The 24043-nt window shown below is 63.7% G+C and carries 21 protein-coding genes and 1 pseudogene; 7 read left to right on the top strand and 15 right to left on the bottom strand.

The genetic code is table 11. The features are described from left to right. Window positions 1-38 precede the first annotated feature (38 nt). Entirely contained in the window at window positions 39-938 is a 900-nt protein-coding gene (locus tag NCS00_RS31440; RefSeq protein WP_175982437.1) for a LysR family transcriptional regulator, read from the bottom strand. Between the two features lie 234 nt (window positions 939-1172). Beyond that, window positions 1173-2081, bottom strand: a complete 909-nt coding sequence (locus NCS00_RS31435) for a LysR family transcriptional regulator (protein ID WP_008345399.1) — start codon at window positions 2079-2081, stop codon at window positions 1173-1175. Between the two features lie 103 nt (window positions 2082-2184). Between NCS00_RS31435 and NCS00_RS31430 the strand changes: the two genes are divergently transcribed. Continuing rightward, the gene (locus NCS00_RS31430) at window positions 2185-2991 is read left to right on the top strand and encodes a phytanoyl-CoA dioxygenase family protein (RefSeq protein WP_250442116.1); all 807 of its coding nucleotides are present in this window, start codon (window positions 2185-2187) and stop codon (window positions 2989-2991) included. 34 nt (window positions 2992-3025) lie between these two features. On the opposite strand, the gene NCS00_RS31425 is transcribed toward NCS00_RS31430, so the two are convergent. Beyond that, complete coding sequence (locus tag NCS00_RS31425) at window positions 3026-3895, bottom strand: LysR family transcriptional regulator (protein ID WP_284508234.1); 870 nt, start codon at window positions 3893-3895, stop codon at window positions 3026-3028. Window positions 3896-4039: 144 nt separating this feature from the next. Here NCS00_RS31425 and NCS00_RS31420 point away from each other — a divergent pair, with 144 nt between their 5' ends. Next, window positions 4040-5221 (top strand): MFS transporter, encoded by a 1182-nt coding sequence (locus NCS00_RS31420; protein WP_250442114.1) that lies wholly within the window; start codon window positions 4040-4042, stop codon window positions 5219-5221. 75 nt (window positions 5222-5296) lie between these two features. Here NCS00_RS31420 and NCS00_RS31415 read toward each other — a convergent pair whose 3' ends face one another. From NCS00_RS31415 to NCS00_RS31405, 3 genes are all read right to left on the bottom strand, one after another. Then, the gene (locus NCS00_RS31415) at window positions 5297-5758 is read right to left on the bottom strand and encodes a MarR family winged helix-turn-helix transcriptional regulator (RefSeq protein ID WP_008345403.1); all 462 of its coding nucleotides are present in this window, start codon (window positions 5756-5758) and stop codon (window positions 5297-5299) included. An 84-nt stretch (window positions 5759-5842) separates the two neighbouring features. Beyond that, window positions 5843-6724, bottom strand: coding sequence for an NmrA family NAD(P)-binding protein (locus NCS00_RS31410; protein WP_250442151.1), 882 nt, complete (start codon window positions 6722-6724; stop codon window positions 5843-5845). A gap of 461 nt (window positions 6725-7185) precedes the next feature. Next, the gene (locus tag NCS00_RS31405) at window positions 7186-7812 is read right to left on the bottom strand and encodes a TetR/AcrR family transcriptional regulator (RefSeq protein ID WP_250437740.1); all 627 of its coding nucleotides are present in this window, start codon (window positions 7810-7812) and stop codon (window positions 7186-7188) included. 234 nt (window positions 7813-8046) lie between these two features. Here NCS00_RS31405 and NCS00_RS31400 point away from each other — a divergent pair, with 234 nt between their 5' ends. Both NCS00_RS31400 and NCS00_RS31395 read left to right on the top strand, forming a co-directional pair. Then, window positions 8047-8520, top strand: coding sequence for a nuclear transport factor 2 family protein (locus tag NCS00_RS31400; protein ID WP_250437739.1), 474 nt, complete (start codon window positions 8047-8049; stop codon window positions 8518-8520). Between the two features lie 24 nt (window positions 8521-8544). Next, window positions 8545-9981, top strand: a pseudogene (locus NCS00_RS31395) (MFS transporter). A 297-nt stretch (window positions 9982-10278) separates the two neighbouring features. Here NCS00_RS31395 and NCS00_RS31390 read toward each other — a convergent pair. The 3 genes from NCS00_RS31390 to NCS00_RS31380 form a co-directional block, all read right to left on the bottom strand. Then, window positions 10279-11097 (bottom strand): MetQ/NlpA family ABC transporter substrate-binding protein, encoded by an 819-nt coding sequence (locus tag NCS00_RS31390; protein ID WP_250442113.1) that lies wholly within the window; start codon window positions 11095-11097, stop codon window positions 10279-10281. A gap of 119 nt (window positions 11098-11216) precedes the next feature. After that, window positions 11217-11510 carry a peptide ABC transporter substrate-binding protein gene (locus NCS00_RS31385; RefSeq protein WP_008345409.1) on the bottom strand — a complete coding sequence of 98 codons (294 nt, stop codon included), beginning with the start codon at window positions 11508-11510 and terminating at the stop codon, window positions 11217-11219. Window positions 11511-11526: 16 nt separating this feature from the next. Then, entirely contained in the window at window positions 11527-12702 is a 1176-nt protein-coding gene (locus NCS00_RS31380; protein WP_175982445.1) for an acyl-CoA dehydrogenase family protein, read from the bottom strand. A 179-nt stretch (window positions 12703-12881) separates the two neighbouring features. On the opposite strand from NCS00_RS31380, the gene NCS00_RS31375 reads away from it, so the two are divergent. Next, on the top strand, window positions 12882-13694 hold the full coding sequence (locus NCS00_RS31375) for a MetQ/NlpA family ABC transporter substrate-binding protein (protein ID WP_175982446.1): 813 nt from the start codon (window positions 12882-12884) through the stop codon (window positions 13692-13694). A gap of 23 nt (window positions 13695-13717) precedes the next feature. Here NCS00_RS31375 and NCS00_RS31370 read toward each other — a convergent pair whose 3' ends face one another. Genes NCS00_RS31370 through NCS00_RS31345 form a run of 6 tightly spaced genes read right to left on the bottom strand, consistent with a single transcriptional unit; the run spans window position 13718 to window position 21620 of the window. Continuing rightward, window positions 13718-14596 carry an ABC transporter permease gene (locus NCS00_RS31370; protein WP_008345413.1) on the bottom strand — a complete coding sequence of 293 codons (879 nt, stop codon included), beginning with the start codon at window positions 14594-14596 and terminating at the stop codon, window positions 13718-13720. Further along, the gene (locus NCS00_RS31365) at window positions 14593-15585 is read right to left on the bottom strand and encodes an ABC transporter permease (protein ID WP_008345414.1); all 993 of its coding nucleotides are present in this window, start codon (window positions 15583-15585) and stop codon (window positions 14593-14595) included. The genes NCS00_RS31370 and NCS00_RS31365 overlap by 4 nt, the downstream gene beginning before the upstream one ends. 5 nt (window positions 15586-15590) lie before the next feature. Beyond that, complete coding sequence (locus tag NCS00_RS31360; RefSeq protein WP_250442112.1) at window positions 15591-17312, bottom strand: ABC transporter substrate-binding protein; 1722 nt, start codon at window positions 17310-17312, stop codon at window positions 15591-15593. Then, window positions 17248-18954, bottom strand: coding sequence for an ABC transporter ATP-binding protein (locus NCS00_RS31355; RefSeq protein ID WP_250442111.1), 1707 nt, complete (start codon window positions 18952-18954; stop codon window positions 17248-17250). Before NCS00_RS31355 ends, NCS00_RS31360 begins: the two co-directional genes overlap by 65 nt. Continuing rightward, a complete protein-coding gene (locus NCS00_RS31350; RefSeq protein WP_250442110.1) occupies window positions 18951-20348 on the bottom strand; it encodes an LLM class flavin-dependent oxidoreductase in 1398 nt (465 codons plus the stop codon). The genes NCS00_RS31355 and NCS00_RS31350 overlap by 4 nt, the downstream gene beginning before the upstream one ends. Before the next feature lie 27 nt (window positions 20349-20375). Next, window positions 20376-21620: an acyl-CoA dehydrogenase family protein gene (locus NCS00_RS31345; protein ID WP_175982452.1), complete on the bottom strand. Its 1245-nt coding sequence runs from the start codon at window positions 21618-21620 to the stop codon at window positions 20376-20378. A 322-nt stretch (window positions 21621-21942) separates the two neighbouring features. On the opposite strand from NCS00_RS31345, the gene NCS00_RS31340 reads away from it, so the two are divergent. Further along, on the top strand, window positions 21943-22773 hold the full coding sequence (locus NCS00_RS31340) for a CmcJ/NvfI family oxidoreductase (protein ID WP_008345423.1): 831 nt from the start codon (window positions 21943-21945) through the stop codon (window positions 22771-22773). Window positions 22774-23040: 267 nt separating this feature from the next. Beyond that, entirely contained in the window at window positions 23041-23979 is a 939-nt protein-coding gene (locus tag NCS00_RS31335) for a TauD/TfdA dioxygenase family protein (protein ID WP_008345425.1), read from the top strand. Window positions 23980-24043: the final 64 nt, after the last annotated feature.

Here is a 24043-nt window from a genome sequence, read left to right as displayed (position 1 = left end):
GTCCAAGACGCGTTCCTTATGCTTCTATAAGCGTTCTCTTATAGTGCGGCGCCGGTCAGCGGCGGAGGAAGGCATGCGAGAAAGGCACGCAGATGCGCCGAATCGTCGTCCGTGCGGAATGTGGCGGCGAGCGTCGACCAGCGCGACGCACCCGGGCCTGAGAGCTGACGAAACACGACGTCGGTGCGTCCATGCCGCGCGACCGATTCGCCGACGAAGGTCACGCCGAGCCCCGCCGCGACGAGCGCGATCGCCGTCTGGATTTCGTAAGCCTGATGAGCGATGAAAGGCGTGACGCCCGCATCGCGATACAAGGACTGCACGGTGCGCTTGAACTGCGCGTTCTGATGCTTCGGATACACGATGAGCGGCGTATCTTCGAGTTCGGCGATACGCACCTTCTTCCTGCCCGCCAGCGGATGATCCGGCGACAGCACGGCCACCACATGTTCACGCAGCAGCGGATACGACGTGCAACCGGGGATGTCGAGCGGCTGACGTCCGATGCCGACATGAATGCGCAGGTCGCGCAGTGCATCGGTCTGTTCTTCGGTCAGCATCTCGAAGAGCTTGAGCTCGACTTCCGGATACGAGTGATGGAACGCCTTCAGCGCGGGCGGCAGGATGCTGTACATCGCGGACCGCGTGAACCCGATCGACAGCCAGCCGCGCCGCCCGATGCCGATTTCCTGCGCGCCCAGACTGGCTTGTTCCCACGAGCCGAGAATCTGACGCGCTTCGGTGCAGAGATAGTGGCCCGCCTCGGTGAGCCGCAGCGGGCGTCTCGCGCGATCGACGAGTTGCGTGCCGAGCCGCTCTTCCAGCAGCCGGATCTGCTGGCTCAACGCCGGTTGCGCGATATGCAGCCGCTCGGCCGCGCGGCTGAAGTTCAGTTCCTCCGCGAGAATGACGAAGCACTGTAAGGACCTGAAATTCATGTCGACCTTCTTGGATACGATGGCGAACGTTGCAAACGCATGAGTGCGCGCCGATGCAGGCGGTGTGCTGGATGACGTCGGGCGAAGCGATCACCGAATCTTGCCGAATGCGTGGCGATCGAGCAATCGCATCAGCGTCGCATAGGGTGGCCGCACAGCAGAGCAGGTTCGCCGACATTTTCCCTTTTTCAAAACCAACCTGTTCATCGCCATTGACGCCGTACCGCTTCGCGCTTACTCGACCTTCGCTTTTCGCGGGTAGTGCGCGGCTATCTCGCGCGCTAGTTGAACAAAAGAGCCTAGCGCGGGGGGCGGACCGGGTTCCTTCCACGCGAGGTAGAGTTCGCTTTTCGCGTGCTGTTCGCGCAGAGGACGATAGACGACGTTGTCCATGTGCGTTCGTTGAACTGACGCCGGTACGAGCGTCACGCCAAACCCGGCGCTTACGAGGCCAAGCGAAGCGTAGATCTGCCCCATTTCAAAGCTCGTGGATGGGGAAAATCCGGCAAGCGCGCACAACTGGTTGATGGTGGCGTGATAGTCCGGCGCGACATCTTTCCGGTAATTGATGACGCGCAACTGCCTGCAGTCCTTGATGGAAATCCGCCGTTTTGCTGCGAGTGGGTTGTCCTTGGCGATAGCAACGTAAAACGGCTCCTGAAGCAACAAGACGCTGTTCAGTCGCGTATCAGGCGGCAAAGAGCGGACGAACGCCAGATCGATGTCCCCTCGGTCGAGCGCATTGATCTGTTCCGCGGAGGAAAACCATCGAAGCTCGACTGTCACCGCGGGATAACGCTGCTGAAATTCGCGCAAGAGCGGCGGCAGCAGCGTATACGCGATGTGCTCGAAGAACCCCACCGCCACCCGGCCGACTTCCCCTCGTGCCGCGCGTTGCGAATCCACGATCGCGGAGTTCGTTTCCATCAGGATTCGCTTGGCCCGTTCTTCGAAGACCTGGCCCGCCGACGAAAGAAACACTCGTTTGCCCCGTCGCTCAAAAAGCGCTACGCCGAGTTCTTCTTCCAGATCGCGTATCTGCCGGCTCAACGGCGGCTGCGCCATGTGCAGTTCATCCGCCGCTTTCGTGAAGTTGAGTGTGCGTGCCACCACCAGAAAGTAGCGTAGATGACGCAGTTCCATGTGGAACCTCTGAGGTATCGATACGCAACTTATTATATCTTTTACATTGGACGTGACCGGTCTTACGATCATGACATTGCGCCGACAAGTCAGGAGAGCCCTCATGGAACTTACCGCGTCACAGTTGGAAGCATACGAGCGCGATGGATTCGTTGTTCTGCCGGAGCTTTTCTCAGAAGAAGAAATTGCGCATATGAAGAGCGAGTTGCGCCGAATCCAGAAGATTGACACCGACCATCTTGTCCGGGAAAAAACGGGCGGCATTGCAAAAACCATCTACAAGGTTCACGAGACAGAAAGTCCGACGGCATCGGCGGTTTTTCACGCCGCAGTGCGCTCTCCCAGATTGCTCGGGCCGGCACAACAACTGATCGACGATGACCAGCTCTACGTCTATCACACGAAGTGCAATTTGAAGACGGCAATCGACGGTTCCGTCTGGCAATGGCATCAAGACTTCGGCACCTGGCATATCGACGGCGTGAAAGAGCCGCGGATGACAACCGCGTTGGTCATGCTCGACCAGCCGACCGAAATGGGCGGATGTCTCTACTTCATCCCGCGGAGCCACAAACTGGGTTCGCTCGATCCGACGTTCGACGAGGCAACCGGTTATCGCTTCTACGTGGTACCGAAGCCGACCATGCTCGATATTTTGTCGAGCCATCCCAAGGCCGTGCCTATCATCGGCCGCCCGGGAACAGTCGTGTTTTTCGACGCGAACATTGTGCATGCGTCGGGTCATAACCTGTCCGGTGACGATCGATGGCAGGCCTATATCGTCTACAACCAGGTGAAGAACAAGCCTGAAGAAGTAGAGCAGCCGCGACCGGATTATGTGCGCTCGACCAATTTCGCTCCGCTCGAGGCCGGTTCAGACGAGATTCTCGACAGCGTTCGGATCGGTTGAACTTGCGCGGCGTCGCTTGCCTGGCGCAAGACGGTCACGCGGATGGCCAATGTTCGACGAGATAGTCGGCGAAGATCCGGATTTTCGGCGACGACAATTTCACGCGTTCAAACAGCACGTGGACCGGCGTTGCGGGCGGTGCGTACATCTCCAGGACGGGCCGCAAGCGACCCGACTGGACGTGCTCCGCGACCTGCCATGTGGGCGCGCGCACGATCCCGGCACCTTGAATCGACGCCAGTACCAGCGCGTCCAGGCTATTCATCCACAGACGGCCCGTTACGCTGACGCGCGTGCGCATCGCACGCGACTCGAAGCGCCAGTCAACGGCCCCAGGTGCGTCTGAAAAGACGAGGCAGTCGTGCTTGCGCAGATCGCCGGGAGTATGAGGCGTGCCGCGATGCGCGAGGTACGCGGGCGCTGCGCAGGTCACCATCTGAATGTCGCCGAGCTTGCGCGCGACGAGGCTCGAATCCGGCAGACGCCCGATGCGCACGGCGAGATGCAGACCCTCGTCGACCAGATTGACCGCACGATCGACGAGCAGGAGATCAACAGCCACGTCCGGATGAAGCTCGAGAAAGCGCGGCAAAAGTGGCGCGATCACCAGCCGGCCGAGCAGGTTCGGCGCGCTGAGCCGTAGGCGGCCAGAGAGCTTGCCACGCCCCGCCGACATCGCACTGCCGAGTTCATCCACTTCGCCAAGGATTGCCTTCGCGCGGTCGTACAGGATGCGACCTTCGTCGGTCATCGCGAGATGGCGTGTGGTGCGTCGAAGCAGTTGCGCGCCGAAATGCTCTTCCAGCGCCGAAATGTGCCTGCTGACCGAAGTTAGCGACATCGGAATCGCGCGCGCGGCGGCCGACAAACTACCGGCATCGACGACCCGCACGTAGACGTTCATTGCTTCGAGGCGGTCCATGATTCGGCTCTTCCGTATTCAGCAAGGGTGATTGCCGCATCAGAGGGATACTGGCGAAATCCGGAGTAGTCTACATTCGTCGGAAACGGAATAGCAAAGGCGGGGCGCAGCCTGAGGAGCACAGAGATGAAACGGTCGGTGTATTGGCTGATGGCCGCGGCGGCGGGCATCGTGGTCGCGAACAACTACTACAACCAGCCCTTGCTCGCCGACTTCGCGCTCACGTTTCACACCACCGAGCGCGCAGCCGGTGCAGCATCGGTTGCGACGCAGACCGGCTATGCGCTCGGACTTCTGCTCTTCGTTCCGCTGGGCGACAAGCTCGATCGACGTTCGATACTGGGCACGCTGCTGTGCATCTCGAGCCTCGCACTCGCCGCAGTGGCAGTGTCACCGACACTCGACTGGCTCGTGGCCGCCAGTTTCCTGACCGGGCTTACCAGCGTCGCGCCGCAGTTGCTCACACCCTTCGCGGCGCAAATTGCAGGACCCGAGCGACGCGGCGAAGCGGTCGGCATCGTGATGTTCGGATTGCTATCCGGCATCCTCATGTCGCGCGCGGTATCCGGATCGATCGCCCAGCATTGGGGATGGCGGACCGTGTACTGGCTTGCATCCGCAGCGATGCTTGTCACGGCCGCCGCACTGTCGCACAGGCTGCCTCGCTCGACGCCGACTTGGTCGGGCACGTACCGACGCCTGATGGGTTCGCTATGGACGCTTATCCGCGAAGAGGCGCTCTTGCGCCGGACGTCGGCGATCGCGGCCCTTCAGTTCGCTGCGTTCAGCGCATTCTGGGTCACGCTGACGTTTCATTTGCGCAGCATGAATGCGCATTACGGCAGCGAGATCGCCGGTCTGTTCGGACTTGTGGGCGTGGTCGGAGCGCTGGCCTCGACGGGAGCGGGCAAGCTGATAGACAAGCGCAATCCGCGTCTTGTGGTTTTGGCGAGCTCCGCAATTTTCTTCATGGCGTTCGCAATCTTCGCGTGGGTGGGCTACGGTATCGCCGGTCTGATCGCCGGTGTGATCCTTCTCGATTTCGGGCTGCAAAGCGCACACGTCGCGAACATGGCACGCAGCATGAGCATCAGGAGCGATGCGATGAGCCGCATTAACACGCTGTATATGACGATTCGCTTCGCGGGCGGCGCGCTCGGTTCGTTGCTGGGCGTGTGGGCGTGGAGCGTATGGCAATGGCCGGGAGTGTGTGGTGTCGGCCTCATTCTCGCGTGCGGGTCTTTGGCGTTGCAGGCCGGACCGGGGGTGGCCGGTGCCGGCGTGCAGGAAAGATGTTTGCGCGATTGATTCGACATGTGCGGTGATCTGGTTGCGGAACACGTGCTTGACGAATGACGTTCTTGCCGCAATGCATCGGAAGGCTCAGTCTTCCGACGAACGCATCGACACGTCGCCGATGAGTACCCCTCTCAACCGTTCTCGTAACGCGAGAACGTTGTCCGCACCGTTCAACTGCTCGAACTCCCGTTGCGCTTCCTGCCAGAGAGGGGCTGCTCTTTCATGCAGGCGCCGTCCCTCCTTGGTGAGTTCGACAAGGCGGCTTCGGCCATCGGTGGGCGAGGGCTTGATCGTGACGAAACCGTCGCGCTCCAGGAAGCCCACCATCTTCCCCATCGCGGTTCGTTCGATATCGAGCCGTTCGGCAAGCGCGTTGACCGGGGTACTTCCCACTTCGCGCAGGGCGGCCAGGGTGAGGAATTGCGTGATGCGCAGACCCGAGGGCTCGAGATGGCTATCGTAGAGTCGGGAGATCTGCCTGCTCGCCTTCCTCACGGCGAAGCAGTTGCATTGATCGATGCCGAGCGGCTTATTTACTGGCAACATCCGTTGCACTCCTCATTCGGTTAATTGCTAGAAGCTTACGCGCGCGTCGTGCGAAAGTGCGGCGATAGCTATTCAAGGACCTGTTCACACGAAGGCGTCCCGATACTTCGCGACGAACTCCTGGACCGACAGCGGCGGCTTCCCGGTGATCTTCTCGACGGCGTCGTTAGTGCCCGAGAAAATGCCGTCGCGATAGTCCTGCGCGACTTCGACCAGATGCTGCGTGAGGAACGGCGGAAACTTGTAAAGGGTTTCCATCTTGATCCGAAACTCCTCGATGGAAGTCGGCGCGTATTCGATCCGGGCGCCGAGAACCTCGCTCATTTTGGCTGCGATCTCGACGTGATTCATCTCGACGGGGCCGTGGAGCGTGTAGGTCCTGCCCTCGTGGCCTTCGGGGTTGGCGAGGATGTGGGCGATCACGCGTCCCTGATCGTCGCTGGAGATAGGCGCGTGACGGCCGTTGCCGAACGGAAACTCGATCTTCTTCGTGGCCCAGATTTCCCGCGCGAAATGCGGATAGACGAGCCAATCGGCAAAGAACGTCGGGCGCAAATGCGTAGTCGCGACACCCGACCAATCGAAGACTCGCTCGGAGACCCAGTGATCCTGTGCTGCGTGGCTCATCGATTCCCGACGCGCGGAAATCTGCGACATGTTGACGATCGCCGTGACGCCCGCTTCCTTTGCTGCCTGCGCGAAATAGGCCGCGGCCCCGATGATTCCCGGCGCAATCGGATGAAGGAAATAGGCCGATCGGATGCCTTCCATCGCTGCCCGAATATCGTCGATGTCGGTAAAGTCCCCGACCGCGACATCGACGCCGCGCTGCCTCAGCGCTTCCGCTCGATCGTCATCCGTACGCACATATGCCCGCACGCGTTTGCCCATCTCGAGCAGTTCGTCAATAGCATTGCCTCCGGTCCGTCCGGTTGCACCGCTCACAAGAATCTCAGGCTCGTTCATCGCATCGCTCCGTTTGAAAGTGAGAGCATATGCTCTCTTGAGATGGAGATTAGGTGCATATGCTCGTATAGTCAAGTTTTTTGTCGGCTCTTTCACGCAGAGCGGAGCGTCGGCGCAAATTCGGCCAACAGACATCCTTCAAACGAAAGCAGGGAGACGACGCGCTCTGCCGCTCGCCATGCGCCATGCGCCCCGTCGAATACAGCGCGGAGAGCGCTATCCCCGCCAGTTTCCGGTCATCCTCATTCGCATGCGACGGCAAGGCCGATGGCCGAGTCCCTACGGAATGACGCGGGCGATTACCTTGTCATCTGGAAGCGCGTGAACGGACAGCGGAAGCAGTATCGCGACATATACGAGGCCGGCCGCGTGTTGCCGGTGCTAACAGCGGTACATGCGCGGCGGCGGGAATGGGCGATCGTGATGATATGCATCGGTGCCTTCCACGGCACCACGCGCTACTACTGCGGCATCGGCCGGTCTACTGCGGCATCCCAGATCCCCATCGCGTCGTTCACGGCCTTCTCGATGACGGCATGCCGGACTGAATCGCGGGCGAGCACGGACAACCCCTGAAAAAAGCAGTCGAGCGCGATGGATAGCGACGCCGGATCCGTGCTGCTGCGCAGCTCCCCACTCTTGATGCCCCGTGCCACGCAGGCGCGGAAGCCAGCGCGCGTGCGATTGCGCACCTCACGAAGCAACTGAGTGACGGCTTCGCTGCCGGTGGAACTGGCCCCCACAACGCCTAGCGCGACCATACAGCCTTTCGGGTGGCCGCTCTCGGTCTGCATCCTTGCCGACCGAAGCATCGCCAGAAACACGCCCTCCCGTGGCGGAAGCGACGTGTCATGGAGACTGCGCGTCACCTTGCCGTAAATCTCCATGTATCGTTCCAGCGCCTCCTTGTACAGCGCCTCTTTGGACTCGAAGGCCGCATAGAAGCTGGGCGCGGAGATGCCCCCGCCGATCGCGGCCTTCAACTGCGACAAAGACGTCGATTCATAGCCATGTTCCCAGAACAGATGCATCGCCGAAATGATTGCCGCATCGCGGTCGAACGTGCGTGGCCGACCCCGCTGAACCATGAACATCTCCTTCAGTCGAAATATACATACTAGTCGATACATAATTTCGTTGCAAGTCGCGAGCTGGCACCTCTGGTGCATGTCAGCGGGCCGTTCAAGAAAGCGGTTGACACAGCCTTCCGTATTCTTTTAAATATGTACCATTCGGTATGTAAAGCCGGAGCCGCGCGGGGTCATCACACGAATCCCGCGTTTTTTTAGCTATTTGTGTACCATTCGGTATGGAATAAGCCAATGTCCAAAGAACTCGAAGCACGTCTTGACGCCATCGAAAGCCGCTTCGCCATCGAGGCGCTGATCGCCAACTACGCCGAGGCGTTCGACACCATGAATATCGAGCTGCTGGCCACGCTCTGGCATCCCGATTCGCGACTGCACCTGGGCGCGAACGGCAACTCCGATGGCCTGGAGGCGATCCTGGCGCAAGCGCGCATCAACATGAAGCGCATGCCCCACATGCATCATTGGATGGCGAACGCGCTAATCACGGTGGACGGTGACAACGGCCACGGCCTTGTAGCGGCGGACTGTCTTTTCTACGACGTCGATCAGGGCACGCTACAGGTGAGCGGCCAATACCGCGACATCTATCAGCGACGCGAAGGCCGCTGGGCATTCGTGGAGCGCACCTTCACCATGCACTACGCGACGCCGCTCCAGAACTGGCACCCCATCGCGGGAACGGAGCGCTTCGGCCGTCCGGCTTGATGCGGCCCGCGGCCGCCGGGACTTATGCATATGACAACCTCTTCCACACGTCGATGGTCGGCGTTCGCGGTGTTGCTGGTGGGCGCATTTCTGCCGCCGCTGGACTTCTTCATCGTGAACGTCGCCCTGCCGTCCATCCAAAGCACGCTCCACACGAGCGCTGCGGAGCTGCAACTCGTCATTTCCGGATATGCCGCGGCCTACGCGGTTTTCCTTATCACAGGCGGACGGCTAGGCGATCTATTCGGATGACGAAGTATCTTTCTGATCGGCGTCACGGGCTTCGGACTGACATCGGTGATCTGCGGGCTCGCATCGTCGCCCGCCATACTGATCCTCGGGCGAGTGCTGCAGGGTCTGAGCGCCGCCGCCATGGCGCCGCAAGGACTGGCCTCCATTCACGCCCTGTTTCCAGAGAGAGAGCGTGCGCGCGCCTTGGGCCTATACGGCGCGGCGGTGGGTCTGGCCGCCGTAGCCGCGCAGGCGCTCGGGGGCGCGTTGATCTCTGCGGACGTCTTTCACCTTGAGTGGCGCGTCGTCTTTCTCATCAACTTGCCCGTCGTCGCCGCTGTTCTGATCTTCGGGCTGCCGTTGCTACCCGACGTCCGCGGTGACAGCCCGGCACCTGTAGACCGAATCGGCGTGCTGCTCTGCGCACTCACGCTGGCCTTGCTCATCGTGCCTCTGGTCGAAGGGCGGGAGCTGGATTGGCCGTGGTGGGCCTGCGCAATGCTGATCGCATCCCCCGTCGCCGGGGCGGGCTTCTGCCGATATGAGATGGCCTACGCCCGCCGAGGCGGCGTGCCTCTAATCAGCGTGGAGCTGATCCGCAGGCCCGGCTTGATGAGCGGGCTTACGGGCGTCCTCTTCTTCTACGTCGTCTCTGCATTCTTCCTGACGTTCTCCGTCTACCTCCAGGCGGCGCTTGGGATGAGCCCATTCGAGACAGGGCTGGTCTTCCTGCCGTTCGGTGTCGGCGCCTTCATCGGGCCGCTGACGACCCCGCTGGCCATTCGCCTCTTCGGCGACCGCGTCCCCGCCATCGGCATGATGCTGGAGGTCGCCGGCTGCATACTCCTCGCCGCCCTCGTGGCCGGCGCGCCCGGACAGATGCCGGCTCAGTTTCCGCTGATAGGAGCAGTAGCGCTCTTGGGATTCGGTCAGGGCTGGGCGCTGCCGACGCTGGTGCGCTCGGTTATCAATCGCGCACCGGCGACCGGTTCCGGGATGATCGCGGGCATCACGAATTCGGCGTTGCAAATCAGCGCAGCACTGGGTGTCGCGGTCATCGGCGGTGTCTTCTTCAGTGTCGCGGGGACTTCGCCGGATCCGGTGACCTTGGCCAAGGCACTGGTCGTCGCCATGATGTGCGTCGGCGGCAGTCTGACCGTTTCGGCCGTCCTGTCTATCGTCGCTTCGAGATCGAGCATTCATGCCGCTGCGAGGGCGGCGCCTCGTTGAGTCCGGCGCGCCATCACTCACGGCATTGCAGGGCCGTGGACATGTCGATGGCGACCCCGTGCCATTTCGGCCAGCACCATCGTCGGTTCGAGCGCCAATGCGCCAGGACCGGCGCTCGGGCACCTTCAAGCGGGACCTGTCCGCCGAGCCGGAAGACGACGCCTCCCCCGCGCTCGATACACATCCGCGAGGGCACGCTCCGCAGTCTCTGTCGCGCTGAGCGCGAAGTCCGTCCGGCGCGATATCGTGTCTTATCCGCGGTTTGCATCGGTCGGCGAAGGCGCGTCTGTCGGCCCCTCAGAACGCCGGAATGATCGCGCCTCGATAGCGCGACAGGATGAACTGCCTGACTTCGGGAGACTGATAGGCGGCGACGATCTGCTGCACCCACGGCTTGTTCGCATCCTGCTCGCGTACGGCGATCAGACACGCGTAGACCCCGGAGCCGTCCTCGCGCAGGATCGTGTCCTTCGCCGGGTTGAGTCCGGCCTTGATCGCATAGTCCGCATTGACCGTCGTGGCGTCGAAATCGTCGAGCGTGCGCGGAAGCTGCGCCGCATCCACTTCCTTGAATCGGAAGTGCCTGGGATTGTCGATGATGTCGAGGGGCGTCGCGTTGACGCCCGTGACAGGATCGATGCCCTGTCGCAGCCGAATGCTGCCCGCCTTCTGCAACAGCAGGAGAATCCGGCTCTCGTTGGCGGGATCGTTCGGTATGCCGATGGTCGCGCCGTCCGGCAGGTCCGAGTACTTCCGGTAACGCTTCGAATAGAGTCCGATCGGCCCGATCCACGTGCGGCCGATGCCGACCAGCTTGTAGCCGCGCGCGCGAATCTGCGAGGAGAGGAAAGGCCGGTGCTGGTAGCTGTTGGCATCGAGATCGCCTGCGTCGAGGGCCGCGTCGGGCTGAATATAGTCGTTGAACGACACGATCTTGATGCGCAGACCGTAGTCGCGCTCCGCGACCTTTTTCACCGCCTCGAAGATTTCCTCATGAGGTCCGCTCGTCACGCCGATCTTGAGCAAGGGCGTTTCCGCATGCGCGGTCGCGCTCACGACCACGGCAAAAAATGCGCATAGCAGCGCGCGCAGAAGGGAAAGGGAGAGTCGTTGCACGAGAGCTGTGTCCTTGTCGTGAGGATGGCGAACCCGGTCATTCTATGGACCCGATCCCGTTCCGATAACCAATCCGTTGGCATAACCTTATGCCGGCCTGCCTTCGGTTTCGGCGCGCGTCACGGCAGGATGTAAAGGTCCGCGAAATTGCCTCTCAGACCTTCGCCTGTGGATGCATGGTTCTTCACTTTGGTCGATGCGATCGTGATGTTCGGATTGGCGCCGAACTCGATCGACGGAATATCGTCGTGCACGATCTGCTGGAACTGCCGGAATAGCTGACGGCGCCTGTTTTCGTCGGTTTCCACCGAGGCCGCTTCGAGCAGTCGGTCCACTTCCGGATTCGAATAGTGCGCGGCCTGAAGATCGCGCGCAGTTTGCTGGAATGGCCGCGCGCCATGGCGAAAGCGCATGGCGCGGCGCGTCGTCTCACGAATAGAACGACGGCTTCGGAATTCGTCCGTTGAGCGCCCAGTCGCCCAGTTCGCGCACCTTGTAATCGAGCGGATCGTGCAGCGTATGCACGCGCACATTGCGCCAGAAGCGGTCGAGCCGCAACGCCGCCGTCGTCGAGCGCGCGCCCGTCACTTCGAACATGCGATGCGCGACGTCGAGCCCCGCGCGCGCCGCCGCCACCTTCGCCGTGGCGACTGCGACGGCCACTTCGCCGCGCTCGCTTTCGGTGAGGGAAAGGCCGCGCGCCCACGCGCGATCGAAGGCCTGCATCGAACGTTCGACTAGCAGACACGCCCCTTCGAGCGCGACAAAGAAGTCGCCGTAGTGCGCGATCACATACGGATCCTCGGCGGGACGCTCGGCCTGCGAGGCAATCCACGGCCGCGTCTGCGCGAGCGTCGCGTCGCGCGCCGCCTGCAATGCGCCTTCGCCGATGCCGAGATAGATATGGCACAGGATCGACTGCGCGAGCAGCGGCCGCAGCGTCGCGAACGGGCTGGAAAGCGGTCCGGGATTGAGCAGCAATTCGTCCGCCGCGATGGGCACGCGCTCGAAGATCACCGTGCCGCTGTCGGTCTGGCGCTGCCCCATGTTGTCCCAGTCGTCGAGCACGGTGATGCCCGCGCGATTCGTCGGTGTGATGCCGATCAGCAGCCGCCCGTCGCCATCGAACGCGGACGCGAGCAGCTGGTCCGAATCGCGGGCGCCGGAACAAAAGCTCTTGCGGCCATCGAAGACATAGCCGCCGGCGTCGCCTGGCAGCGCGCGCGTGCTCTTGTCGAGCGGATTGAGCGCGTTGCCCCAGAACCAGCCCTGCGCGACAGTCTCACGCGACCAATGGCGAATCTGCGCATCGCTGCCGAAGAGGCGGATCGTCGCGAGTTGCAGATGATGGAACGCGAACAGATGCGCGAGCGAGCTGTCGACTCGTGCCATCCGTCTGACGACATCGAGCGTCGTCGACCACGGAGCGCCGTCGCCGCCGTACTCCACCGGCAACGACAGTCGCAGCAGGCCGCTCTCGCGCAACAGGCGGCGCTCATGAAAGGCGGTGCCGCCGGCCTTGTCGCGTGCCGCGGCGGTTTTCGCCCATTCGCGCAGCACCGCTTCCAAAGGCTCGGCCCACGGGGCGTCTTGAGTGCGGCTCATTGCAGTGTCTCCTGTCGATGAAGGGTGCGCCGTGTTCGATGCCCGGCTTTGGCGTCAAACCGGAAAACCATAGATAAATACATTGGTTTGGCTTGGATGGGCCGATTTGTAAGCTTGTCGCGCACCATCGACGATAACCGCTTCGCTGCCTCGCGCGCGCGAAGCAAGAGGAGAACCCAATGAAGAAGTTCCATCCGTTGCGGGCCGGCGTGCTGGCCATCGCATCGAGCGCAATGATCGCATCGCTCGCGCAGGCCGCCGATCCGAACAAGCCCGAGATTCGCTTCGGCGCGACGGCCGGTCCGTACTCGGACCAGATTCGCTACGGTATCAAGCCACAGTTGGAGAAGGAAGGTTACAAGGTGACGATCGTCGAGTTCAGCGACTACGTGCAGCCGAACCTCGCGCTCGCCGACGGCGCGCTCGACGCCAACGCATTCCAGCACGAGGTGTATCTCAAGAAGTTCTCGGCGGATCACAAGCTCGCGCTCTCGGAGCTCGTGAAGGTGCCCACCGCGCCGATCGGACTCTACAGCCACAAGCACAAGCGCCTCGACGAGCTGAAGGACGGCGCGACCGTGTCGCTGCCGAACGACGTCACCAACCAGGCGCGCGCGATCATTCTGTTGCAGCAACTCGGCTGGGTGACGCTCAAGTCTGGCGTCGATCCGGTGAAATCGTCGGAGCGGGATATCGCGTCGAATCCGCACAGGATCAAGCTCGTGCCGCTCGAAGCCGCGCAACTGCCGCGCTCGCTCGATGACGTCGACTATGCGTTCGTGAACGGCAACTTCGCGCTCGCGGCCGGCCTCAAGCTCAATGACGCGCTCCTGCTCGAAAAGATTCCGCCGTACTACCTGAATCTCGTTGCGGTACGCACGGCCGATCTGAACAAGCCGTATGTGACGGACATCGCGAACGCGTACCGGTCGGCGGATTTCGCGCGCGTGATCGAGCAGCGCTTCGCGGGATTCTCCAAGCCGGCGCAGTAAGCGGGAACGCTGCGGCGCAACGCTCAAGGCCGCAGCCCTTCGACGGCTTCGAGCCGCGACGCCGCATCGTCGCGGCGGCTTCTCGACAGACGCGGATTGAACGCGGCGTGCAGCGCATCGCTCAGCAGATTGAGCGCGAGCACCGTCAGGGCGATCGCCGAGCCGGGCACCGCGATCATGTACCACGCGGTGCGCAGGGCTTCGCGCCCGGTGCCGACCATCGAGCCCCAGCTCACCACGTTCGGATCGCCGAGCCCGAGAAACGACAGCGCCGCCTCCGACAAAATCGCGTTCGCGACGAGCAGCGCGGTCGAAACGAGAATCGGCGTGAGCGCGTTGGGCAGGATCTCGATGAAGATCAGATGCGCATCGCTTGCGCCGAGCGCGATGCTCGCGCGGACGAACTCGCGCTCGCGCAGCACGATGAACTCGCCACGCGTGAGCCGCGCGATGCCCGGCCACGCGGTCACGCCGAGCGCGAACACGATCGTCGAAAGCGACGGCGTGAGAATCGCCACGAGGATGATCGCGAGCAGAAACGGCGGCACGGTCTGGAAGAACTCGGTGATCGCCATGAGCACGCGGTCGATCGCGCCGCCGAAGTAACCCGCGACGCCGCCGATCAGCACGCCCAGCACGAGCGCGATAACGGCGACCGTCCCGCCGACGGACAGCGAGACGCGCGCGCCGTGAAAGAGACCGGCGAGCAGGTCGCGGCCCATCAGGTCGGTGCCGAGCGGAAACGCGCGATCGGCGCCGGGCCATTGATAGGGCGCGGCGACCATGTCGAGCGGATCGCCGGGAAAGAGCCAGTTGGCCGAGAGCGCCGCGACAAGCGCCAGCGCGAGCAGGAGCGCGCCGACGAACGCGGAAGGCTGGCGCAGGAAAGTGAGCGGCTTCATCGGTTCGACCTCGTGCGTGGATCGACGAGTCCGTAGAGCAGATCGACCATCAGATTGAGCAGGACGACGAGACACGCCGAGAGCAGCAGCACGCCGACCAGCAGGTTGACGTCGCGGCTTTTGATGGCCTCGAACGACAGTTGCCCGAGCCCCGGCCAGCCGAACACCGTCTCGACGATCACCGAGCCGCCGATCAGCGCGCTGCCCTGCAGGCCGAGCATCGTGAGCACGGGCAGCACCGCATGGCGCAGCGCATGATGCGTCGTCACGTACCACGGCCGGCCGCCCTTCGCGCGCGCGGTGCGGATGAAATCTTCCTGCAGCGTCTCGATCATCGAAGCCCGCGCGAGCCGCGCGAAAATGGCCACGTAATACAGCACGAGCGTCGCGGCGGGCAGCACGAGATGGCGCAGATGATCGAGCAGGCGCGAAACGCCGCGATGCGCAACGTTGGTATCGGCGACACCGCCGATCGGCAGCCAGTCGAGATGCACGCCGAAGACGACGATCAGGAGCAGCGCGGTCCAGAACATCGGCGCGGAATAGCCGATGGTCGCGAGCGTGGAGACGAGCGTATCGACGACGCCGTGCGGGCGGCGCGCGGCGAGCACGCCGAGCATGAGCCCGAGACTGACGGAGACGACGAGCGCCGTGCCGATCAGCGCGAGCGTGGCGGGCAGGCGCGCGAAGATCAGCGACGCGACCGGTTCGCCGAAGCGAAACGAAAAGCCGAGATCGAGCCGCAGCGCATGTTCGATGTAATGCAGCAGTTGCCACCCGACGCCGTGATTCAAGCCATATGCTTCGCGTAACTGCGCGACGTATTGCGGCGACACGTTGCCGCTCTCGCTCGCGATGACATCGACGAGATCGCCGGGCATCAGCTTGAGCAGCACGAAGTTGAGCACGGTGGTGCCGAGCAGCACGAGCACGAGCTGAATCAGCCTGTGCCCGATCCTGCGTCCCGCGAGCGCCGATGTAAGCCGCATGACGGTCACGCCTTGTCGAACCAGACGCGCGCGAAATTGGCGCGCGAATGGCTGGCGGTGTCGGTGACGTTGCGCAAGTCCTTCGCCCACACGCCGAACCAGCGGAACTCGAACAGATTGATGAGCGACAGGTCGCGCTGCGCGATCTTCTGCAACTCGACGTACAGGTCGCGCCGTTTGGCCGGATCGGTTTCCGTCTGCGCCGCTTCGATCACGCGGTCCATCTCGGTGCTCGCATAGCCGGACGCGTTGAACCACGGCGTGCCGTTCGAAGCCGCCTTCGACCAGTAATGCTGCTCGATGCCGATCTGCGGATCGAGGCCGTCCGTGCCCCAACTGCTGATGAGCTGGAAGTTGTAATCGGTGAAGACGTTCTTGATCCACGTCGGCAAGTCTTGTCCGCGCAGATTCACGTCGATGCCCACGCGCCGCAACGCCTGACGCACGAACTCGCCGGTGCGCCGATAGTCGTCGCCGTAGGGAATGAAATCGTGATCGAGCTTGAAGCGCCAGCCGTCCGCCTTCTTCGGGAATCCGGCCTTGTCGAGCAAGACCTCGGCGCGCTTCGGATCGTACGGATACTGCTGCGTATCCGCCGTATAGAAAGACTTCACCAGCGACGACTCCGGCCCCGTCGCGGGCACCGCGTAGCCGCCCCACACGGTCTTGACGAGCACGTCGCGGTTGATCGCGTGCGCGATCGCCTGACGCACTTCGAGCTTGCCGAGAATCGGATCGCGCAGATTCGGTTCCAGCCAGAGCCACGCCGCGTAGCCGTTATAGCCTGCACGCGAAACGACGAGATGGGGCAGCTTCGCGAGCCGGTCGGCATCGGCGAAAGTCACCGGATTGCGTTCGCCATATTGCGCCGCGCCGGTTTCCAGCGCGGTCGCGCGGCCGGAAACGTCGGGCGTGATTTTCCATGTGATGCGGTCGAGATACGGCTGACCCGGCGCCCAATACCTGTCGAAGCGGTCGAGCACGATGCGGTCGCCGCGCGCCCATTCCGTGAACTTGAACGGACCCGTGCCGACCGGCTTGTTGTTGTACGGATTGTTGCGGATGTCCGTATTCTCATAGAGATGCTTCGGCAGGATCGGCGTGCCGAGCGAATCGAGAATGCCGAAGGTCGCGGGCGTCGATTTCGACAGATGCAGCACGACCGTATGCGCATCCGGCGTATCGATCTTCGTCAGGTATTGCAGCACGCGCCGCGACGCCGGGCTGATCTTCAACCACACTTCCTCGGCTGAGAATTTGACGTCGGCGGACGTGAAGGGCTGGCCGTCGTGCCACAGCGCATGGCGGCGCAGCCTGAAGGTCCATGCGAGGCCGTCGGGCGAGACGGTCCAGCTCTCCGCGAGCTGCGGGCGCGGCTTGAGGTCCGGGCCGTATTCGACGAGGCCGTCGAAGATCTTGCTTGCGACCGCGCCGATCATCGTCGCGGAATTGACGAAGAAGGCGAGCGTCGGCGGTTCCGGATGGATGACCGCCGTGAGCGTGCCGCCGCGCTTCGCGCCGTTCAGCGTGATCGGCGTCGTTTCGGTCGTGGCCCAGGCGTTGCCCGTGAACACGAACGGCGTCGCCGCCCCCGCGACGAGCGCGCCCGCGCCCTTGAGCAGCCTGCGCCGCTTCAGATCGGCCACGGCGGCGCCCAGCGGATCATCGCGGAACAGAAGCGTCGAGGTCGAGGTCGAGGTCGGCTGCGGCTTGCGCTTGAAAGTCACGATCAATTTTCCTTGTATCGAATAAGAATGGCGCATGCGATGACGGCACCGCGTCGATCAGCGCGCGCGTGTAGGTGTGTTGCGGCGAAGTCCAGATCGAAGCGTGATCCCCGCTCTCGACGATGCGTCCCGCCTGCATCACGAGCACGCGGTCGGCGATATAGCGGACTACCGACAGGTCATGCGAAATGAAGAGCAGCGCGAGGCCCAGCTCGTGCTTGAGGTCGGCGAGCAGGTCGAGAATCTGCGCCTGAATGGAGACGTCGAGCGCGGACACGGGCTCGTCGCAGATGACGAGTTCCGGCCGCAGCACGAGCGCGCGCGCGATGCCGATGCGCTGCCGCTGCCCGCCCGAGAACTCGTGCGGATAGCGCCGCAGCGCCGATTCCGGCAGACCGACGGCATCGACGATGCGGCGAATCCTGTCGTGCCGTTCGCGCCGGTTCGAGACGCCGTGAATGGCGAGCGCATGACCGAGCGTGCGTTCGACGGTATGACGCGGATTGAGCGAGCCGTACGGATCCTGAAAGATCATCTGCACGCGGCGGCGATAGGGCCGCAACGCACGCCGTCCACGATGCGTGACATCGTCGCCGTCGAAGACGATGCGCCCGCCCGTGGGCTCCACGAGACGCGTCAGCGCGCGCGACAGCGATGACTTCCCGCATCCCGATTCGCCGACGAGGCCCACTGTCTCGCCCGCGCGAATCTCGAAGCTGACGCCGTCCACGGCGCGCACGCCGTCGTAGTCGACGCGCACGTCGCGGGCGTCCAGCAACACGCGCGCGGGCGTTTCGGCGGTGGATCGCGGCTTGGCGCGCGGCGCGTCGGTGAGCCGCGCGTCGCGATAATGCAGTCCCGCGCCGAAATGCAGCGACGCGCCGAGCAGCGCGCGCGTGTACGGTTGCGCGGGCTGCGTGAACAGTTGCCGGCTCGATGCTTCCTCGACCTTCGCGCCGTCCTTCATCACGACCACGCGATCCGCCCAGCGCCCGACCACGCCGAGATCGTGCGTGATGAGCAGCACGGCCATCGACAGTTCGCGCCGCAGGCGGTCGATCAGCGCCAGAATCTGCGCCTGAATGGTGACGTCGAGCGCGGTGGTCGGCTCGTCGGCGATCAGGAGGCCGGGGCGGCACGCGACCGCGATGGCGATCATCACGCGTTGCCGCTGTCCGCCCGACAGTTGATGCGGATAGTGCGCGAAGCGCCGGCGCGGCTCCGGCAGATGCACGAGTTCGAGCAGCTCGAGCGCTTCCTTGCGCGCGGCCTGAGCGGACATCGGGCGATGCAGCGTGAGCGCTTCGGCGACCTGCTTGCCGACGGGCTGAAGCGGATTCAGCGAGGTCATCGGCTCCTGAAAGATCATGCTGATGCGATCGCCCCGCAGCGCGCTCCATTCACGCTCGCTTTGCGCGAAGAGCGGTTTCCCTTCGAAGCGGATCGCGCCTTGCACGCGCGCACGTTCCGGCAGCAGTCCCATCGTCGCGAGCGCGACGGTCGATTTCCCGCTGCCCGATTCGCCGACGAGCGCGACGATCTCGCCACGCGCGATCGTCAGATCGAACGGGCGAACCGCCGCATGGCCGCCGAAGGACACGCTCAACTGGTCGATCTCGAGCAGGGGCGTCGCGGCGCTCATGTCGCCTGCCTGTCGGCCGGCCCGGACGGATCGCGGAAGCCGGCGGCCGTGTGACGCGCGCCGAGCCGCGCGCCGCCGCCGAAGAGCTTCTCGCGCAGCGTGCCTTCTGCATACGCCGTCTTGTAGATGCCGCGCGACTGCAATTCCGGAATGACGAGATCGATGAAGTCCTCGTAGCTTTCCGGCGTCACGGTCCGCGTGAGATTGAAGCCGTCGATGCCGGCCTCGTCGACCCAGGATTGCAGCGCGTCGGCCACCTGAACCGGGTCGCCGACGATCGTCGTGTAGCGGCCGCCCAGTTGCATCTGGTCGAGCAGATGCCGCACGGTGACGCCGCGCTTGCCGTCGGTCACGCGCTGCACCGACGATTCGATGCCGCGTCCCTTGTGGCCGCCGGGCGGCGCGAGTTCGTCATCGGGCGCGTAGGTCGAATAGTCGATGCCGCTGCCCGCCGCGAAGTGCGCGAGACCCGCTTCAGGACTCGCATACCGCGCGTACTCGGCGAACTTCTCTTCGGCTTCGCGCTGCGTGCGGCCGACTACCACGGTGAAGCCCATGATGATCTTCAGATCGCCCGCATCGCGTCCGGCTTCGACGGCTTGCGCGCGCAGCGCGCTCACGAGCTTGCGCGTGCCTTCCTTGCTCTGGCTCGACACGAACACGCATTCGGCATGACGCACGGCGAACGCCTGGCCGCGCCCCGACGATCCGGCCTGGAACAGCACCGGCGTGCGTTGCGGCGACGGCTCGCACAGGTGATAACCGTCGACGTCGTAATAACGGCCGCGATGCCGCACCTTGCGCACCTTCGCGGGATGGGCGAACACGCGCGCCTCGCGGTCGCGCAGCACGGCATCGTCCTGCCAGCTTCCTTCCCACAGCTTGTAGAGCACGTCCAGATACTCGTCGGCGCGATCGTAGCGCTCGTCGTGCGCGATCATCTCGGTTGCGCCCATCGCGCGGGCGGCGCTGTCGAGATAGCCGGTCACGATGTTCCAGCCGATACGTCCCTCGGTCAGATGATCGAGCGTCGAGAAGCGCCGCGCGAGCAGATACGGCGCTTCATAGGTGAGATTGACGGTGATGCCGAAGCCCAAGTTCTGCGTCGCGGCGGCCATCGCGGAGACGAGCATCATCGGATCGTTGACGGGTAACTGCACCGACTCCTTCAGCGTGACATCGACCGATTGCTGATAAACGTCGTACACGCCGACGATATCCGCGATGAACAGCCCGTCGAAGAGGCCACGCTCAAGCAGCTTCGCGAGGTCGGTCCAATAGGAGAGTTTGCGATAGTCCGTCGAACGGTCGCGCGGATGGGTCCAGAGGCCATGATTGATATGGCCGACGCAGTTCATGTTGAACGCGTTCAGAATGATGTGCTTCTTGCTCATGAAAGGGCGGGGCGAACGAAGAAAAAGTCAGGCCACGCCGATGCGCCATTGGCCCGGCGGCAGCGTGCCGTTCACGGCGAAATCGCCGACGATCCGGTCCTTGTAGATGCGCGGATTGTGCGACGCGATGGTGCGCGCGTTGCGCCAGTAGCGGTCGAGCCCGGCGGTGCGCAGCGTCGCGGATGCGCCGAGCGCGTCGAACACGCTCGCGCTCGCGTCGAGAACGAGTTGCGACGCGACCGTCTGCGCCTGCCAGATCTCGATCTCCGTTTCCGCGATGACGGCGAGCGCATCCGGCCTGTCGAACGACGCCGCCGCGCGTTCGAGCGCGCGCGCCGCCTGCGCGACGATCGCGCCGGCCGTCCAGGCGTGCGCGCGGGCGCGGCCGACTACTTGCAGCAATTGCGGATCGTCCGCGGCGCGCGTGCTGACCGCGTGGCTGTAACTGCGCGTGCGCGCGGCGATGGCGGCGGCCGCGTCGCTCGCGACGGCCCGGCCGATGCCCGCGAGCGTCGCCAGATGCACGAGCTGATAGAACGCTTCGGAGTACGGGAACGGCGCGCGGCCCGCGACGATTTCGCGTTCGTCGACCTTCACGTTGTCGAAGCGGCTCGTGCCGCTCGCGGTGAGGCGCTGGCCCATGCCGTCCCAGTCGTCGATCACTTCGACGCCGTCCGCACGACGATCGACCGTGACGGACACGGCCTCGTCGTCCGCATCGGTTGCGCCGACGTGGATCCAGTCGGCGAAGAGCGAGCCGGTCGTATAGAACTTCGTGCCGTTCAGATGCCAGCCGTTCGCGTCGCGGGTGAGACGCGTCGCGAACTGGCTGCGCGGCGCTTCGCCCGTCTCGGACCAAGCCGCCCCGACGATGACGCCCTTCGCGAGCCGCGCGAGCCATCGCTCGCGTCGTTCGACGGGACTGTCGAGCGCGTGCTCGATAAAGCCGAAGTGCGCGCGCAGCGCCTGCGTGATGTTCGAATCGGCTTCCGACAACTCGATCAGCAATTCGAACAATTCGACGAGGCGGATGCCCTGGCCGCCATAGTCGGCCGGCACGCGCAAGGACGTGAAGCCGGCGTCGCGCAGCCAGGCGATTTCGTCGGTGGGAAGACGGCGTTCGAGCTCGCGCGCGACGCTCTGTGCGCGGATGCGAGCGAACACGGGCCGAAAGCGCGCGGCGAGCGCGGCGTACCGTTCCGTGGGACCGGGACCCCACGCTGCGCCGACTTCGACGCCGGAAGGCAGGGGAGCATTGCGATCGAAAGGCATGGCGCTCCGATGTGATTCGTGAAAGCGTCGATTATCTGCAACCCGTGCGCCAACGCTAAACGATGAATCATCAGAAGCTAAGCGCAATCGCCGCTATTCGCCGTTATCTGGTGTCGACGGCCATCTTCGCGGCAGGCGCGTGGGCCAGGCGAGCAGCTATAACCTCGAGCCACCGCTGGTCGCGCTTGCGCTCGGGCTGATCGACCGTCTGACGATGCCGCGGGTTCCTCGCGTGCAATGCATTGCAGAAAAGCTTCGTTGTTGAACCGTTCCGGCGAGCCTAGATTCGATCTGTCGAACCTAGCCAGCGGGGCGTGCAATCATGAGCGATGTCGTGATCGAGCAGCCGGTCGAAGTCGAGGCCGGGTTGAACTATCTCGTGCCTACGGGCGTGAAGCCCGCCTCCTACGCCTACGATCCGCCGCCCGGCGTGCCGCGCCGCACCGGCGAATATCGCACGCACGCGGTGAGGATTTCGAATGCGCGGCTGCGACCGCCGCCGGGCGGCCTGTCGCTGGACCGGAATGGTTTCGAGTTGCATCGCGAAGCGAGCGCGCTCAGCGATTTCTCCGACGATGCCGCGATTCGTTCGGTCTACTACCCGCAATCCGAGCGCCTGCTGAAGCAATGGACGGGGGCGAAGCGCGTCGTCATCTTCGATCACACACTGCGGGATGGCGCGGCGGCACGCGCGAACGGCGTGAAGGAGCCGGTGCATCTGATCCACAACGATCAGACCTTCGTTTCCGGGCCGCGCCGGGTGCGCGATCATCTTCCCGCCGATGAAGCCGCCCGCCTGCTGCAAGGGCGCTTTGCGATCGTCAATCTGTGGCGGCCGGTGGGCGAGGTCGTGGAATCGTCACCGCTCGCACTGTGCGATTCGCGCAGCATCGACGAACGCGATGCGGTCGCGCAGGACTTCATCTATCCGACGATGACGGGCGAAACCTACGCGTTCGTGCATAACCCGCTGCATCGCTGGTACTACTTCCCGCTGATGTCGCCCGACGAGGCGCTGCTCATCAAGATCTACGACTCGGCCGGCGACGGCGTCGCGCGTTTCACCGCGCACACGGCCTTCGACGATCCCGCATCGCCGCCCGATGCACGGCCACGCCGCAGCATCGAGTTGCGCAGCCTGCTGTTCTTCTGAGGTACTGCCGAGCAAGCCTGGTACGCGCTGCAAATACGAAAAGGTAACTCGGTATCGCAGAGGAAGGCATCGCACGCGGCCGCGAAAGCAACGAACGAATTCGGCTACGGCGCGCAATGGGCGAGCTGCGGGAAAGCATCGCGGGATTGCAGCGATATGCATAGTCGAAACGCTTCGTTGGCGACGCGTCTTGTCGATGCTTCAATGGTTCCGTCGCATTGAATGCGGCCTGCATCCGACAAACGCAAACCACAACGGAGATTTTCGATGTCCGAACTTTCCACGCTCGCCGCCGAATCCACGCTGTCTCCCGTCACGTCGAATGAACCGTTCCAGGTGCGCCCGATCGGCGGGCGCATCGGCGCCGAAGTGCGCGGCGTGACGCTTTCCGCCGATCTCGACGATAACGCCATCGCCGCGATCAACAATGCGCTGCTCGAACACAAGGTTCTGTTCTTCCGCGGCCAGTCGCATCTCGACGACGCCGCGCAGGAAGCCTTCGCCGCGCGTTTCGGCGAGACCGTCGCGCATCCGACCGTGCCGTCGCTTTCGAGTGGAAGCCGTCTGCTCGAACTCGATTCGAAGCATGGCACGCGCGCGAATTCATGGCATACGGACGTCACGTTCGTCGATGCTTATCCGAAGATTTCGATTCTGCGCGGCGTCGTGATCCCGCCCGCCGGCGGCGACACGGTATGGGCCAACACGGCCGCCGCATATGCGAACCTGCCGGAAGCGCTGCGCGATCTCGCCGACAAACTCTGGGCGCTGCATTCGAACGCCTACGACTATGCCGCCACGCGCAACGTGCCCGATACGGAATCCGAGCGCGAGTACCGCAAGCAATTCACCTCGACGCTCTATGAAACGGAGCATCCGGTCGTGCGCGTGCATCCGGAAACGGGCGAACGCACGCTCGTACTGGGTCACTTCGTGCAGCGCTTCATCGGTCTTTCGCAGCGCGATTCGGACCGTCTCGCCGAAATCTTCCACGATCACGTCACGCGCCTCGAAAACACCGTGCGTTGGCGCTGGACGCAAGGCGATGTCGCGATCTGGGACAACCGCGCGACGCAGCATTACGCGGTGGCCGATTACGCCGATGCGCATCGCGTCGTGCGTCGCGCGACCGTGCACGGCGATGTGCCCGTAGGCATCGACGGGCGCAAGAGCCGCATCGTCAAGCAGGAAACGCGCACCGCCTGACGCGTGGCGCGATACCCCATGCACCGGCGATCGCATCGCCGGCGATCCACTCTTTCTCATTGCA

It is taken from the genome of Caballeronia sp. AZ1_KS37 (genome assembly GCF_023631165.1).
In the GTDB taxonomy this organism is placed as follows: domain Bacteria; phylum Pseudomonadota; class Gammaproteobacteria; order Burkholderiales; family Burkholderiaceae; genus Caballeronia; species Caballeronia zhejiangensis.
Note: the sequence above shows the minus strand (reverse complement) of the source record. Positions and strands in the feature narration are given on the sequence as shown.